The sequence below is a fragment of the Edaphovirga cremea genome (genome assembly GCF_003332275.1).
In the GTDB taxonomy this organism is placed as follows: Bacteria; Pseudomonadota; Gammaproteobacteria; order Enterobacterales; family Enterobacteriaceae; genus Edaphovirga; species Edaphovirga cremea.
This window is the reverse complement of record NZ_QOVA01000016.1, coordinates 15,165-31,197: the sequence shown is the minus strand read 5'-3', so window position 1 is coordinate 31,197 and position 16,033 is coordinate 15,165. Positions and strand designations below refer to the sequence as shown.

15 protein-coding genes are annotated in these 16,033 nt (G+C 49.8%); 7 read left to right on the top strand and 8 right to left on the bottom strand.

Features of this window, described 5'->3' with window-relative positions; translation table 11 throughout:
• The first annotated feature begins 18 nt into the window (after positions 1-18).
• The 3 genes from DRI82_RS17765 to DRI82_RS17755 are packed head-to-tail and all read left to right on the top strand — an operon-like array spanning position 19 to position 3,889.
• Entirely contained in the window at positions 19-1,095 is a 1,077-nt protein-coding gene (locus DRI82_RS17765; protein ID WP_114195246.1) for an ABC transporter ATP-binding protein, read from the top strand.
• Positions 1,095-2,789 (top strand): ABC transporter permease, encoded by a 1,695-nt coding sequence (locus tag DRI82_RS17760; protein WP_211317677.1) that lies wholly within the window; start codon positions 1,095-1,097, stop codon positions 2,787-2,789. The genes DRI82_RS17765 and DRI82_RS17760 overlap by 1 nt, the downstream gene beginning before the upstream one ends.
• A 17-nt stretch (positions 2,790-2,806) precedes the next feature.
• Positions 2,807-3,889, top strand: coding sequence for an ABC transporter ATP-binding protein (locus tag DRI82_RS17755; RefSeq protein ID WP_114195244.1), 1,083 nt, complete (start codon positions 2,807-2,809; stop codon positions 3,887-3,889).
• Between the two features lie 155 nt (positions 3,890-4,044).
• Here DRI82_RS17755 and DRI82_RS17750 read toward each other — a convergent pair whose 3' ends face one another.
• A complete protein-coding gene (locus DRI82_RS17750) occupies positions 4,045-4,350 on the bottom strand; it encodes a type II toxin-antitoxin system RelE/ParE family toxin (protein WP_114195243.1) in 306 nt (101 codons plus the stop codon).
• Positions 4,338-4,628 (bottom strand): CopG family ribbon-helix-helix protein, encoded by a 291-nt coding sequence (locus tag DRI82_RS17745; protein WP_114195242.1) that lies wholly within the window; start codon positions 4,626-4,628, stop codon positions 4,338-4,340. Before DRI82_RS17745 ends, DRI82_RS17750 begins: the two co-directional genes overlap by 13 nt.
• Before the next feature lie 265 nt (positions 4,629-4,893).
• Between DRI82_RS17745 and DRI82_RS17740 the strand changes: the two genes are divergently transcribed.
• Positions 4,894-5,796: a LysR family transcriptional regulator gene (locus tag DRI82_RS17740; RefSeq protein ID WP_114195241.1), complete on the top strand. Its 903-nt coding sequence runs from the start codon at positions 4,894-4,896 to the stop codon at positions 5,794-5,796.
• A gap of 408 nt (positions 5,797-6,204) precedes the next feature.
• Here DRI82_RS17740 and DRI82_RS17735 read toward each other — a convergent pair whose 3' ends face one another.
• Positions 6,205-6,819 (bottom strand): TetR/AcrR family transcriptional regulator, encoded by a 615-nt coding sequence (locus DRI82_RS17735; RefSeq protein ID WP_114195287.1) that lies wholly within the window; start codon positions 6,817-6,819, stop codon positions 6,205-6,207.
• 117 nt (positions 6,820-6,936) lie between these two features.
• Here DRI82_RS17735 and DRI82_RS17730 point away from each other — a divergent pair, with 117 nt between their 5' ends.
• Entirely contained in the window at positions 6,937-7,530 is a 594-nt protein-coding gene (locus DRI82_RS17730) for an NAD(P)H-dependent oxidoreductase (protein ID WP_114195240.1), read from the top strand.
• A gap of 201 nt (positions 7,531-7,731) precedes the next feature.
• Here the strand turns inward: DRI82_RS17730 and DRI82_RS17725 are convergent, their stop codons facing one another.
• The 5 genes from DRI82_RS17725 to DRI82_RS17705 form a co-directional block, all read right to left on the bottom strand.
• Positions 7,732-8,109 (bottom strand): PH domain-containing protein, encoded by a 378-nt coding sequence (locus DRI82_RS17725; protein ID WP_114195239.1) that lies wholly within the window; start codon positions 8,107-8,109, stop codon positions 7,732-7,734.
• A 261-nt stretch (positions 8,110-8,370) separates the two neighbouring features.
• Positions 8,371-9,129, bottom strand: a complete 759-nt coding sequence (aroD, locus tag DRI82_RS17720; RefSeq protein ID WP_114195238.1) for a type I 3-dehydroquinate dehydratase — start codon at positions 9,127-9,129, stop codon at positions 8,371-8,373.
• Between the two features lie 23 nt (positions 9,130-9,152).
• Entirely contained in the window at positions 9,153-10,364 is a 1,212-nt protein-coding gene (locus tag DRI82_RS17715; protein ID WP_114195237.1) for an MFS transporter, read from the bottom strand.
• Positions 10,365-10,378: 14 nt separating this feature from the next.
• Entirely contained in the window at positions 10,379-11,242 is an 864-nt protein-coding gene (locus DRI82_RS17710) for a shikimate dehydrogenase (protein ID WP_114195236.1), read from the bottom strand.
• Positions 11,243-11,319: 77 nt separating this feature from the next.
• Complete coding sequence (locus DRI82_RS17705) at positions 11,320-13,317, bottom strand: oxidoreductase (protein ID WP_114195235.1); 1,998 nt, start codon at positions 13,315-13,317, stop codon at positions 11,320-11,322.
• A gap of 786 nt (positions 13,318-14,103) precedes the next feature.
• Here DRI82_RS17705 and DRI82_RS17700 point away from each other — a divergent pair.
• Complete coding sequence (locus DRI82_RS17700; RefSeq protein WP_411704518.1) at positions 14,104-14,526, top strand: TraR/DksA C4-type zinc finger protein; 423 nt, start codon at positions 14,104-14,106, stop codon at positions 14,524-14,526.
• A 657-nt stretch (positions 14,527-15,183) separates the two neighbouring features.
• Positions 15,184-15,657 (top strand): DUF3757 domain-containing protein, encoded by a 474-nt coding sequence (locus DRI82_RS17695; RefSeq protein WP_114195234.1) that lies wholly within the window; start codon positions 15,184-15,186, stop codon positions 15,655-15,657.
• The last annotated feature ends 376 nt before the right edge of the window (positions 15,658-16,033 follow it).

The following is a 16,033-nucleotide window of genomic DNA, read 5'->3' as shown; positions in this document are numbered from 1 at the left end:
TGATGATGGGACGCGATTATGGCAACGATCATTTTTGAAAACATCAGCAAAAAATTTGGCACCAACCAGGTACTGCAAAATCTCAACCTGACGGTCGAACACGGTGAATGCTTTACCTTGTTTGGCCCTTCAGGTTGCGGAAAAACAGTTCTGCTGCGCCTGCTCGCCGGTTTCGACGTACCGGACAGCGGGCGGATCCTGATCGACGGCAGGGTCGTAACCGACGCCGCCAACCATACCGACATTCCCCCCGATCAGCGCGATCTCGGCGTGGTATTTCAGGATTATGCCGTCTGGCCCCACATGACGGTATTCGACAATATTGGCTACCCGCTGAAACTCGCAGGCAAAAGCAAAGCGGAGATCCACCAGAGCGTGATGGAAACCGTTGCGCTGGTGAACCTCACCGGTCTGGAGCAGCGCCTCCCCTCGCAACTCTCTGGCGGGCAGCAACAGCGCGTCGCGCTGGCAAGGGCGCTGATCGCCCGCCCCACGCTAATGCTGCTCGATGAACCGCTGAACAACCTTGATGCCAATCTGCGCGAGGAGATGCGGTTCGAAATCAAGGAGCTACAGAAAAAGCTGGGCATTACCATCCTGTACGTTACCCACGATCAGGAGATTGGACTCGCGATCTCCGATCGGCTGGCCATCATGGACAAACAGGGTAGCATCCGCCAGATCGGTACCCCGTGGGAAATTTATGAGCAACCGGAAAACGAGCAGGTCTTCCGCTTTATGGGATTGGCAAACTTTCTGCCAGTGACCCATCACGTCGATCGCCACCAAATTGGCGAGGGGCAGCAGATACTCAACTGGCCGGGGCTGCCTGCGGAGTCGGGGAAAGTTGGCTGCCGACCGTCGGATATCATCCTCAGCCGCGATGGCGATGGACTGACGGGAAAAATCGTGCGCGCCAGCTTTCTGGGGCCGGTGATGGACTACATGATCGATATCGACGGCACCACGCTGCGAACCGAGATTTCCACCCACGAAGCCCTGTCAAATCAGTTGATGTTCGCTGAACAGGAGACGTGCCAGGTGACGTTTCACGAGTTGCACTGGTTCGCCAACGACGTATCACTGAGGGGGTAATGATGTCTACAGTCGCCAGGAATAAAAGTCGTTTCGGCGTAGCCAATATTATTTTAGCCATCTCCATCGGCATTCTGATTATCGTGGTTGCTGTGCCGGTGCTGCTGATTTTTATCAACTCATTCTGGGTTGACGGCAAGTTCAATGTCTCAGACGTGCTGCGTATCCTATCTGAGCCAGAAACCTACGAGGCGCTGCTCAACTCGCTGTTTATCGCGGCTGGCGTCACGGTGATGAGTACCTGCATCGGTACCTTCTTCGCCTGGCTGGTGACCCGCACCGACCTGCCCTATAAAGGTTTCATGAAGGTGATGTTCCTTGTGCCTTTCATGCTGCCCTCTTTTATCGGTGCACTGGCCTGGAAAATGCTGCTGTCGCCGCGCGCAGGCTATATCAACCGCTTTTTCATGGATAACTTCGGGCTTGAGGACGCCCTCTTCAATATCTACAGCTATGGCGGCATTATGGCGGTGGAGACCATGTATCTGTTTCCCTTCGTCTTTATTCAGGTATGCGGTGCCCTTGAACGCATGGATCCGACACTGGAAGAGTCCGCACGTATCTCGGGTGCCAGTCTGTTGACCATCACCCGAAAAATCACCATCCCACTGGTGATGCCCAGCATTATCTCCGGCGCGCTGCTGATTATGCTCTACTCCATGGCGCACTTCGGGACCGTCGCGGTGCTCGGCGTTGAAAACGGCATCTTCAATATTCCCACGCTGATTTACGAACGCATTCACCAGAGCGGCGGCAGTTTCGAGGCCATCCGTACCGGCACCGTGCTCGCGACCGTACTGGTCATCAGCGCCGCCTGCATTATCTGGTTGCAGAACCGTATCCTGAACAAGGGGCGTTTCCAGATCATTGCCGGCAAGAGTTTCCGTCCGGTTGAGGTAAAACTGCGTGGATTGAGAAAACCGCTGCTGGTGATTTGCCTGCTGTACATCGCCTTTACCATCGTGTTGCCGACCGCCACCATCTTCCTGGTCGGTGGACTGCGTACCTACGGTCTGCCGATGACCATGGAAAACCTGACGATGGCTAACTATAAGTTCATTCTGTTTGACTGGCAGCTCACGCAGGACGCCATTCGCAACAGTATCCTTCTGGGTCTGGCCGCCGCGGTGATTACCATGTTTGCCGGGGTAATGATCTCCTACGTGATTGTCAAAATGCGCGTGCGGGGCAAAGGCTTCCTGGAGTTCCTCGGCATGCTGCCCTTCTCTGTCCCCGGTTCGGTTATTGCCCTGGGGGTAATTCTGGCGTGGAGCGGTAAATTCGGTATCAACCTGTACAACACCGTCTGGATTATTCTGGTCGCCTATATCGCCCGCTACATGGCGTTCTCACTGAAGGCTAACTCGGCGGCGCTGGAGCAGGTGCATGATTCGCTGGTCGAGGCTGCACGCGCCTGCGGCGCGTCGATGTGGCAGTCGCTGCGGGACATCGTGCTGCCGCTGGTGAAACCCGGCATGGTGGCCGCGTTCTTCCTGATTTTCCTGCCAGCCCTGCGCGAACTGACCGTTTCCGTCATGCTCTACGGCCCCTCCACCCGCACCATCGGGGTGGCGATCTATACCCTGAATGAGGATGGGGAAACCGTTTACTCGGCAGCATTGGCGGGCATCGCCCTGATTATTATCGTCGCCGGACAGACGCTGATCCGCCGTTACACCAATACCAAGAAATAACGGTTCAGGAGAACATAATGAGTTACGTACAGCTAAGCCACGTGATGAAGAAGTTTGGTAACGTTGTTGCCATTGAAGACCTGAACCTGTCGATTGAACGCGGTGAGTGTTTCTCGATGCTCGGCCCCTCCGGCTGCGGAAAAACCACCACGCTGCGGATGATCGCCGGATTTGAGGATCTGGACGGCGGTGAAATCCGCGTTGGCGAACGAATTCTTTCCTCGCAGGCGAAAAATTTCTACCTGCCGCCGGAGAAGCGCAACTTCGGTATGGTATTTCAGGCCTTTGCCGTCTGGCCGCATATGTCAGTATTCAACAACGTTGCGTTTCCATTGCAGATTGGCAAGCTTGGCAAACAGGAAATTGAACGGCGCACCCGCGAGGCGCTCAAACACACTAACCTGCTTGGCGTCGCCGACAAAAGCCCTGACGATCTCTCTGGTGGGGGTAAACAGCGCGTGGCACTGGCGCGGGCGCTGGCAATCAACCCGGACGTCATGCTGCTTGATGAACCGCTGTCCAGCCTGGATCCCCATTTGCGTGAAGAGATGCGTTTTGAGATTAAAGCCTTGCAGCGCAAGTTTGGTTTTTCAATCATCTATGTTACCCATGACCAGTCAGAAGCCATGGCGCTTTCCGACAGGATCATGGTGATGAAGCAAGGGGTTATCCAGCAGATAGACACACCGCTGAATATCTACAATCAACCGGCCAACCAGTTTGTGTTCAGCTTTATTGGCCTCTCCAATCAGTTGCAGGTCAGTTGCGACAGTCAGGGTATCCGTTTCCCGGACGTTGAGGGGAGCTATGCGATCCATCCCGCCCCACCTGCGGAGTTGCAGTCACAAGGAAAAGCGGTTCTGGCCTGCCGCCCTTCGGAGATCGATTTTGTCACTCAGGGCGGCGTACCGGGTCACGTCAAGCGGCGCTCCTATCTGGGGGAAGTGATCGACTACAACATTCTGGTGGGTAATCAGGAGTTGCGCATTCAAAAGGGGCGCCGTTCAAACGGACCACAAGAAGGAGAAAACTGCCAGTTGTCCTTTAGCAAATTGCAGTGGTACCAGCAGGAAAAGCACACCGAAAATGGCGGTGGATAATCATTTGTCAGCAAGATGCTTTGAAGCCAGAGGTGACAAACACGGGCGGTTGCATACCGCCCTGACTATTGATTGTGCGTTTTTTCTCAAATTAGTGGGCGCTGTTCATTGCTTTAAAAAACGGTTGATCGGTAAGTTTTTCAATCATTATAAAGCTAATTGCTTTGATATCCGGCTTCTTTTTGGTGTCTGACGGTCAGGATGACCACGCGGTCTGTGAACTCATCGTGGCGATAGAGCATCACATAGCCACTGCTGCCGAACTCGATCACCAGTTCCTGATATTCCAGTGGAAGATGCTCAACAGGTCGCCCGATATCAGGCAGGCTTTCCAACTGACGAATGCCGCGGATCATGATTTCCGCGGCTTTTTTTGCCGCCAGCGCGTTTTTCTTTTTAAGGAAGTCCTGCAAACGCTGCAAGTCCAGACGCGCGCGCCTTGACACAATCACTTGTGACATGCAGGAGCGTCCTGTTCATTTCCAGAACCCCAGGACTCCAGCCACGTAACAGTCTCTTCTGCCGTGATGTGCTCCCCTGTTTCCTGGTACTCCTGCCAAGCCTCAAGAGCCTCTTTGCGGTACAGGCTGCGTTTCTCTTCCCGATCAACGTATTCCGCGATGGCTTCCAGCATTAGTGCATGAGTTGAACTGTGGCGATCGTCGGCCAGCGTTTTCAGCCGATCCTTTATGTCTTGCTCAATGCGCAGCGTGGTAGTTTGCCTCGGTGTATTAGCCATATCAGGCTCCGGTTAATATCAGTGGTGTCACCGATGATATTAACCGGAGCAGGCTTTGCTGTCACGTAACTGCTAAAGGTTAGGTCCCCCTTCGCAACCGGATCAACCGCTCTGCCACTAGGCTCCGGCATCTGGGAACTACGCGTCGGCAGAATTATCTAGGGTAAGGCAAGTGGATAGGATATGATGTAATTATCTGAAATTAATCACTATTATTTCCCGTGAGTGCAATTGACTCGCCCTGACGCAAGGAAAAGGTGTCATTTTGAATCTACGTCAACTCAACTATTTTAGAAAGCTCGCCGCAACTGAACACTATACTGAAGCTGCCGCCTGTCTGTTCATTACGCAGCCCTCGCTGAGCCACGCTATCTCTGAACTGGAAAAAGAGTTGGGCGTTGTGTTGTTTGAAAAATATGGCCGCAATGTGCGTTTGACGAAACACGGGAAACTATTTCTGCCGTTTGTAGAAAATGCCCTGAGTGAATTGGATAAAGGAAAAAAAACGCTGCAACAATTCAGTACCGGCAGCGGTGGGAATATAGATTTGGCCTTTATTTACACCATGGGTGAGCAAGTGGTGCCGCAATTAATCGATAACTTCTGCCAGCACGGGGGACATGAAGATATCACCTTCTCTTTTTATCAGGGCACCACGCTGTCTATTGTCCAGGATTTACGGGAAGAGAAGTTTGATCTTGCCATCTGTTCGCACGTCCCCGATCAGCCTGACGTCGAATTCATCCCCATCACCAGCCAGGAAATGGTGTTGGTGACATCCTGCGATCATCCGCTGGCGCAGCAAAAACGCCGCAGTCTGGATCTCGCTGAGGCGGCTGACTATCCTTTTGTCTATTTCTCCAGGAAAAGCGGCCTGCGCCAGTTGATCGATTCGCTGTTTTTACAAAAACAGATCGTCCCGAAAGTGGCGTGTTACGTCGAAGAGGATACGGCGATGGTCGGGCTGGTCAGTATCAATTACGGTATTGCCATTATGCCGAGGATCAGTGCGCTGTCACGCGCCAATGTGAATGTCATGACTATCAACAACATCGGTCAAAAGCGCTATGTCTATCTCGCCACGCTTAAGGAGCGCAGCCTTTCCCCAGCGGTCAGCGCCTTCAAGGATTTCATTATTTCGTTCAGTAAGACCACGTTGTTGAAGTAGTGGGTAAAAAGAGGCTTACCATTTCCTGAAGAAAATGCTCAATAGCGTGGAGCATCGTCAGGTGAAAAACCTCAATAGCGTGACGGGCCATCAATCCAGTTTTAGGGTTCAAGCCCGGTTATTTTTGCGCGGCGAAATTCTGGTGATAGGGGCTCAGGTGGCAGCCTCTTGATCAGGTCGTTTGTTGCAGAAATGGGAGTGACCATAGATTCCGTTTTCTGAGGCATCCCCTTGACCAAGTCCCTTGAACAGGAGATTTGATCAAAAGACAGGTTAATGCACACCTTTGCGTTTTATGTCGTTGCATTCGGGAAAGCCTCCCTCACACTGCTGATTGCCGCCAGAATACGCCAGCCCTAGCTGTAGGTGCTTAGCGTGCATTTTCGTTCCATTGGCCCTCATACCCCATTATGGCATAGCGTTATCCGGTTGATAGTAACTCCTCTGCACCATCGAGATTATCACGCTGAATAGCTCACCTTTGGCCTGGTCTGCCGTAATGGCGCTACAAGTGGTGGCATAGGATAATCCTTCAGCAGAACCTAGCATGGCCCATAACGCAGCGTCATGAATGCTTTTATCATGGCAGAACGGGGCAAATATCTTGCGGCATTTCTCAGTAAAAATGACGGCATAATCATTCCTGATTTTCTCTAATTCAGGGGTACCGGCCAGCGCGGCTATTACACTTGGCATTTCACGCCCTTGAAGCAGTACACATTCAATGTAGGAAGTTGCAATAACAGACGCTAACAGCTCAAGCTCTGGCTTGGTTTTTTGGATGGCATCATCCATAAGTGCAGTCTGCCGATTATCAAACTCTTGATACAGCGAGGCAAAAAGCCCGGAGCGGTTGGTGAAGTGGTCATAAACCACCGGTTTGGTGACACCGGACTGTTCTGCCAGATGACCAAGAGTCAGCGCTTCCGTCCCTTCCTCATGAATGATTTTCCAGGCAGTTTCCACTAGCTGTTCATAACGCTGTTCTCTCGATAATCGAATCCGCGAATGTGGCTTGGACATCATATCAGTGTTTACCCGTTGACAGAGTTATATACTAAAGGTAACTTACCGATGGTAACTTACTGTTGGTATATAGATTACGTCTTGTATCCGTCCCTGACAATAGGAATGCCCAAAATGCACGCGCTAATCGTTCTCTCCCATCCCATCGACACGTCATTGACCCATAGCGTTGTTGCAGCAATTTCTGAAGGGATAACCAAAGCCGATCCAGCCAATACCTTTGAAATTGCCGATCTCACCCAAGAAGGTTTCAACCCGGTTTTCTCTGCCTCCGATATCGAGACTTTCCAACGAATCAGTAAAGTTCCAGCAGATATTCTGGCAGAACAGACGCGTATCGATGGTGCCAACACCTTGGTTTTAGTGTTCCCGATCTACTGGTGGACAATGCCTGCTTTGCTCAAGGGATGGATAGATCGTGTTTTTTCGAATGGCTGGGCTTATGAAGAGACAGCGGATGGCAGCGTTGTAAAGAAACTGGGGCATTTGCCTGTACATCTTGTTGCTCTGGGGGCGGCGACTAAAGGTGTCTATGAGCGGCACGGGTTTTCTGACGCGTTTAACGTGCAGATAGCGCACGGTATCTTTGATTATTGCGGCGCTCCGGTTGTGACATCTGAAATGTTACTGATGCCTGAACTGGGAGAGCCGAACGCTTGCCTCGACGCCGCGCGTAACATTGGGCGCAGCATCTTTCAGCCAGCTTGAGATTGTACGCCAGAACTGCCGAAAATTTGTCCATTGGATAAGACCTGAAACGAGCAATGATCTTGGAGCGAAGGGCTGGCAGACAGCACGAGCATGAGGTCGGACAGGCGCAGTCTGGCTACGGGTTGCGCCTATCCGACGTTATTAGCACTGATTTGTAGGATCCCTCAGCTGCAGGGTGAGTTTGCTGATATGGGAATTTTATCCAGCCACTTTCTTGGCCAGAAGAGCCTGCAACGTGTAGATGTTGGCATTTTTATTGAACTGCTTACTAAATGGCTGAGGCAATCCAGAGACCCAGATCTTTAGCTCCGCGTCGAGATCTAAACTCCCGGCTGTTTCAATAGAAAAATTAGTAATCGCTTTGTAAGGTACTGAGCGATACTCCACTTTCTTACCGGTCAGGCCTTGCTTATCAATTAGAATCAGTCGGCGATTGGTCAAAACAACCAGATCGCGAATTAACTTATAGGCCAGCTCACAAACTTCGTCTTCGCCTAATATATGACCAAACTCGCTTTGAGCTTCAGAGGCATTAATTTCGCCAGCATTACCCATCAGCGCACTAAAAATACCCATTATTTTTCCTTAAACAGGATACTTACAAGAGGAAAACCATACTAATTGAGAGGGAATAAAAAATCATCCTCCCATTTGAAAAACTTGTTTATCCAATATAGTAATTAGATGAAAAAATGGCGATCTCCCTAAAATCAACGTCCATTTCAAATCGGGGGAATGTAAAAAGAGTCAAAAAAATCCCCCGGCATAACCGAGGGACTTATATATAAGAGCCAGCGTTACCCGGCCCTTCTTGTTGAGGCTGATGACTTACGCTAACTACTTGTCCAGCAGGGTCAGAATGCTGCGCAGTTTGGCAACATCAATCTGGCCCGGCGCAGATGCCTGACGCGCGGCACCAAAGGTCATGGCTGAGCCAAACACCTGCCCGGCGAGACGGCTGATGACACCCGTACCGCCCATCGACATGGTGATCAACGGTTGCGTGGCATATTCCTGCTTCATCACCCAGGTCGCTTCCAGCAGCGTGAGCACATCCAGCGGAGACTGCGGCATGACGGCGATTTTCGGCAGATCGGCACCCAGTTCCTGCATACGGCGCAGGCGGTAGATGATCTCTTCTTTCGCCGGTGTTTTATGGAAATCATGATTACTCATGATGACCTTCACCCCAGACTGATGCGCATGCGCCAACAACGCCGGGATTTGCACTTCATCGCTAAACAGTTCCACATCTATCATATCCACCAGCCCGGTGGCTACAACGGTTGCATTCAACAGGAAGTAGGCATCTTTACTGATGGCGCGCTCGCCGCCCTCTTCCCTGGAACGGAAGGTAAAAAGCAACGGAGCCTCAGGCAATATGCCGCGAATTTCTTGCAGCGCCTGTTTGACTGCGGCCAGATCCTCAACATCATTGAAGTGGTCAACCCGCCATTCAATCACGTCAGCATCAATGCGGGACAACTCCTGCGCGGCAGCCTGAATTTCGCTGAGGGTCTTGCCCACCAGTGACACACAGATGCGCGGTGCACCTTCACCAAAGGTGATATTTTTGACCGTGACGGTATTCATCATTTTACTGTTCCTTGAATTCAGACTTATGCATTGGCGCTGTTTACATTCGCACCGGCAGTACGCGGACCAAACTGACGATAACCAATCAGCAGGGCGATCGCAAAACCAGCCGCCGCGATACCGACATCAAACCACATAATGCTGGCGATACTCACCTGGGACAACTTCGCCGTGATCAGCGGGATGGTAAACGTCGCCAGACTGCCTGCGGTATAGAAAATCCCCGTCGCCTTGCCTTTGCCGCTTGGGAAACTCATCGCCATGATCGTCAATCCCAACTGCATGACACCGCCCGCCGCCGAGAAACCAATCACAAACGAGAACGCCATGACCATCATGGGTGATGGGAACAGGCAAACCACCAGCAGCGCGCAGAAGGAGATAAACGTATAAAGCATCAGCAAGAATACCGAGCTTACCGCCTTTTTCACCAGTGCTGCCGTGACAAACACGCAGACCAGCGAGCCAACGGTGTAAATACTCAGCAATTTGATCGACGACTCATAAGGCATTCCGACGACAAACTGACCGAACTGCGCCAGCCATTGACTGACCAGATAGAACGTCGCCATCGATATATAGCCGTACAGGGTAAAACAGACGCCATCGAAGAGGGTACTTTCACGCTCATTGGCCTTTTCCCCGCCCGCTCCGTTGGCAGCGACGGCCACCGCACGATGATCGGGAAATTGGCGCTTCCTCAGGTAAACCGCGTTAATCGCCATAATTACAGCCGCAATCACGAATGACCAGCCAAACCAACCGTCAAACCAGATAATGATACTGATGATGAAAGGCAGCATGAACTGACCACCGGAGACAAACGCCTTGATCAGGATGTTTGCCGTACTCGGTGACTGGGGAAATGACTCCATCAGCGCCGGATAGGTTCCGGAATCGAGGAAGCTGTTGGCCATTCCGGCCATAATGCCAAAGGCATAAGCCACATAAATGCTCCCGCTGGAAATCATCCCAAGCAAGAAGATCATGTAACACATCATTCCCAGGTAAACAAAAGGCTTACGACCAAACTTATCAGACAGCATGCCGGAGACCAGCAACACCACCATGCGTCCAATCCCGTATGACGAAATTACAATAGAAACACCAGCGGCATCGGTCTGCCACTGGTCTTGTAAGTGCGCCATATTCAGGGTGACCAGCAATACTCCCATTCCGTGAACCAAATAGTTCACATAGAGGCCCGCAGCCGTTGGGATATAGTTATTTTTCATGGCTTCACCGTGGTTTAAAACAGAATGTTTTTAATAAAATCCACCGGCATCTGTTTCCCAGTCCAAATTTCAAAGGCTTTTGCGCCCTGCCATAGCATCATGCTGAGCCCATTTATAGTACGACAGCCTTTCTCTTCGGCAATTTCCAGCAAACGGGTCTTCAACGGGTTATAGACCACGTCAGAGACCACCAGATCCGGGCGCAACATATTGGCATCAGGCAACAGCGTTTGACCAACATAAGGTTTCATCCCTACGCCCGTCGCGTTGGTAAAAATAACGCTGTCATCAATCTCGGTGCCCATGCGTTTCACATCGGCGATGTCATAGAGATTGACCGTACAATTCGTGTTGTCCTGAATTTTCTTCATCGTCTCTTTGGCATTGTCAAAGAAACGGTCTTTCTGGTTAAAGATCGAGATCTCTTTGACGCCATCGAGTGCTGCCTGGACGCAAATGGCCGTTGCCGCACCACCCGCTCCACACAACGTCATTTTTTTACCGATGATATCAATCTTCTCTTCCGCCAGTGCGCGCATATAGCCCGTACCGTCAGTGATATGACCGGTCAATACACCGTTATCATTCACCACGGTATTGACCGCGCCAACCAACTGCGCAGCGGGTGAAAGCGCATCAAGGTATTCGCACACTTTGGTTTTATTCGGCATTGAGACGTTAAATCCTCGCAGCTTCAGCGCGCGAAAGCCCTGAATGACATCTTTTAATTCCTGGTTATCGACTTCAAAGGCCAGATAGACATAATCCAGGCCTAATTTGGCGAAGGCTTCATTATGCATTGTTGGCGACAAGCTGTGTCTGATCGGCGTAGCAATTAAACCGATAAGTTCGGTATGGCCTGTGATGCGTTCCGTCATGTTCCTGTCCTCATAGATTGCTAATATTAAAAAATCCCTATTCGCGGATGGGTGCGATTTTTATTATTTGGAACCCATCAAGCGAGAATGCCCATATCTTCAAGCTTATTAATGATGTTTCTTCCTTCACGAACACCATCGATAATACGCCGCGCAACAACGCTGTCTCCAATATTCAGCACCGGCACCTCGTGTTCTTTCCCCCACGCGGTAAACTCGGGCAATGAACTTTTATCCGCCCGCATTCCCAGGCAGACAAAGCCGTAATCGAAAGGTAACGTTGCTATTTCATTGTTATTTTTAACGATGAAATGATCTTCGGCCACTTCCATCAATTGCGTGTTCAGATGCTGGGTAACGTTGAACTCCTCCAGCATGGTGACCATTGAGGTTTTGGTGATGTAGTCGAGATCTTTGCCCGCTTCCGACTGCATTTCCACCAGCGATACCGTAGAACCACGCTTGGCGAAGAACTCAGTGACGTCCAGGCCTACTGCGCCACCGCCTATCACCACGATGTGTTTATTTTCAAAGTCGGAAAACTGCTCCAGATTACCCAGAAAACGCGTAATGGAAAACAGATTCCCCTCAGGTTGATCGATGTGCTCCATCAAGCCATTGATTGGCGGCAGCAAGGGTTGGGAACCGGTCGCATTGATTATAAGATCGGGTTTCAATACCGATACATTGTCGATATTGGCGCGGGTACCGATGTGGAGCATCACTCGATCCAACGAGGTCAGGCGGTGTTTCATAAAACGTGGGAAATCGGCAATACGCCGTTTTTCAGGCAGCTTGGCGATTTCCGTAGCCAGACCACCCAAATGGTCACGCTCCTCAAACAGCCAGGTTGTGCAGCCGACTTCCGCCGCCGTGCAGGCCGCTTCCATACCCGCGGTACCGCCCCCGATCACCACGACGTGGGTCGGACGTTTTACCTGCTTCTGTTTATAGGCATCACCGTAAAAAATATCCGGGTTGATCGTGCAGCGAATCGGTTTCGAACTGGCAATGCGGTGATCCGCGCAACCAATGTTGCAGGAGATGCATTTGCGCAACAGATGTTCGTCGCCGCGCTCAACTTTGTTGGCCCACTCAGGCTCGGCAATCAGCCCACGCCCGATGGCAATCAAGTCGGCATCACCACTGGCCAGAATATCTTCAGCCACCGCAGGGTTACGAATATTCCCGGCGATGACCGTCGGTTTGCCAAATTTGTCGCGAATAGCGCGGGAGAGATAACGCTTCCAGCCATCGGCCAGATCCATCTGATCAATCTGATATTGGATATTGTCATTGAGCGCCGCAGACACATTGAGAATGTCGGCGTAATGCTGGAAATACTCCAGCAACTCAAACATGTCTTCAAGGTGATTTCCACCCTCAAGAAACTCCTCCGCACCGAAACGCAAACTGACCGGATAACGTGGCCCGACTTGCTGGCGTACTTTCTCCATCACCAGTTTGACGAAACGCGCACGGTTGGCAATTGAACCGCCAAAGTCATCCGTGCGTTGGTTATAGAGGGGTGATAAGAACTGACACAACAGGTACGAGTGCCCGGCGTGGATTTCAACGGCGTCGAAACCCGCTTTGCGCGCCCGAACTGCCGCTTCACCAAATTTATCCACAACACCGTAAATCTCCTCAACGCTCATGGAACGGGGAATCAAGCCGTTTTTCTTGGAGGGGACATTGGAGGAAGAGATCGGCGGCTGGCCGTTCAATCGGGCAGGATAGGCAGACGCCCCGGCGTGATTTAATTGCAGGGCTACGCAAGCACCATGCTTATGCACTTTCTCGGTTAATTTAAATAAACCCGGTACGTACTGATCATTATCAATGCGTAATTGCGTGGTTCCATTCGAGGCGAAAGGGAAATCGATGCAGGCATTTTCGATAGTAATTAATCCGGTGCCCCCTTTCGCCCTTAATTCGTAATAATTGAACTGCTCTTGCGAGACCTCACCGTTAAGCCCGGCAAAATTGGTGCCCATCGGGGGCATAATAATGCGGTTTCTTAATGTCATGCCATTGATGGTTAAGGGCGTAAAAATATTCTGATATGCGCACATTATAAATCTCCTGGTCACGGCATTACCGCACTGGCTCACAAAAGTAAAACGCGACTGCCTTCTCAGCTTATTCCCAGAGGAATAAACACGATTACAGCAAATACCAGCGTTCTGTAAAGTTCATTTCAAATCAGCTAAGCACTTGAATATGCAAGCCAATCAATCTCGATTAACTGACTGCTGTCAATTAACCGGTAAATGAATTAGCGAATGATCCAACAACTTCAAGTGCGACGGTAATAAAGAAATAGCATGACAAATGGAGGGGATATAATGCTCTTTTTCTATCAATTCATAGAGGGAAACTATAGATTTAACGATATCATCTATCTTTCGCCGGGGGTATTAACGGAGGCGTTACAGAGTGGCTACATGTCCCTCCTCAAGCGTGATTAAAATCACATTAATCGTTTCAGCGGCAAATAAATTGGTCAAGAAATACGCAATGAATTTTGTTAAAATTACGCGTGTCTGGTCAAATTAGCTGCCATGAAGGCTTCAAAGGAAGCGCAGAGTGATTTCGAGTAATAAAGAGCTGTCCAGGTTGGCGTGATTCTTTCTATAAGTTACGCGCGGCGGACTGCTACGCCCTGACTCACACCATCAATGATTATTCCTTAACCTTCCCGACGTACCTGATACCTATTGTTGTTGCCACGCTGCGAGCATGTCACAGCGTTCGGAGGATTAATTACGGTTAGTAATTAATCTGTGTTATAATGTAACGTTGCGTCTGGGACGTCCTGGGCGTTCAAGTTGTTGCGGTGGAAACCTGATAGGTAAATTATGGCGAATAAAGTCATGGATAAGGAAAATGCTCTCCTGGCAATGCCGGATGCTGAGTATATGAACGCAGAGCAACTTTCGTTTTTTGAAAGTCTTTTGCGCGCAGAACGTTTAAAGGTTCTGGCACACCTTGATGAACTAAAAAAAGAAATTCATCGAAGTGACATCAGTGGGGACGAGGCTGACAAAGCCATGCGTGAGGAAGAGTTGCGTCTCTTGTTCCGGCAGATAGACCGCGAAAGCCGTTTGTTGCCAAAAATCGACGATAGCCTGAAACGTATCAATAATGGTGATTACGGTTACTGTGTTGAATCGGGTGAACCTATCGGGCTCAGACGTCTTCTCTTACGTCCAACGGCAGAAAGAAGCATTGAAGCCAAAACCAAGCAGGAACAGCTTGAGCCCCTTTACCGCAAAAAATGAGTTAATTGACATTGCGCCGCGCATTTCAAAAATGAAATGCGGCGCATAAATTTCTGTACTGTCGCAAATAAGAACCTGAATTAATTTTCCCCTAACCTTTCCTGAAACCCCGCATCGGGTTAATTACCTATGTTAATTTTCCGTACTCAATAAATCACCCTGCGATAATCTTATCTACCTTGAAGTGGGTATAATTAATAGACACCATGAATAAGTTCTGGGCAAATACCCATTCATACTTATTATGAGAAGGCGGAATATATTTCCAGACGCAGGTTGAATTTACAATGACAATCAAACGTGTTAACAATAGATCACCATTACATCCTGGAGTCTTATCCTATTAGATTTTACGACATCACCTCGCCGCATTCTAAAATAACGCACGATAAGGAAGGAAATAATAGAGCAGAACGAATCATTTATAACGATAGTAACGTGCAATAATGATCGCGCTCACGCGCAATAGATACCTTTTTTCAAATCATATTAATTGAGACGGATCGCGCCTCCAGAATCACATTAACGTTCGACCAAATTGGTCGAAAAGATGTGTGCCGCCGGGTTGCCGTTATGAATAGACGTAACCTGATAGAAACAGATTTTTCAGTCGTCCATTGATATGGATAACAAAACCATCGTAAAAGGAAAAACGCAATGAAGAATATCCACAAGGCCAGTCTGCTGGTAGCCGCATTAACCGCCTCGTCCTGTACTCTGGCTGGCAGCACTCAGACAATGAGTTGTCCTACGCCAGAAAGCATCCAATATATTGGCGGTATGTATGTAGCACCGGAAACTTATACAGGATGGGAGGGAAGCTGGATTTCTCAGCCACATAAAAAATATGCAGTTAGCGGATTTTCCACTGTGGAATATATTTCCATGGATAAAAGTAAGAGCGGAGGAACGTTAACCAACTGCACTTACTCGTTAAGCGGCGGTGATGGGATCATCGACCTTGAATATCACAAAAAAGGGGAGGAGCATGAATTAAAGACGCTGATTGTTTCCATTGAGGATCAGCCTAATTGGAGTAAAGAGAGTGGTGCGGTGGGTATTCAGGGATATGAATGTACAAAATCAGCCGCTGAGTGTCGGTTTATGCCTTTGCAAATTAACAACAACTGATAGAGAAGGTCTCTGATTTATAAGTATTGGTATATGGACAAGACCTTGCTGTATTTCCTGTCCATATACTCCCCAATGATTTTTGATAACGCACAGCTCGTTCCAGTAACTCAACCGGACGAACCGCCGGTAATGGCTATTTCGTGCGGTACCAGGAAGGGTCAATATTGCCCATGTCAATCCCATATATACATCCTGATGCGAGAAGTGCCTCTAACATGCGGGTACTGTCCAGAGTAGATTCTGGCTCCTGTGCCGGATCAAATATGTTTCTGGCCCATTGCCGCAAAGAGCGGGATTTGGCGGATAACAGACTCTTCGACATAGTACCCTCCTCGATATTTGGCTAGAACTGCATTTGACTGGAACTGCGCGT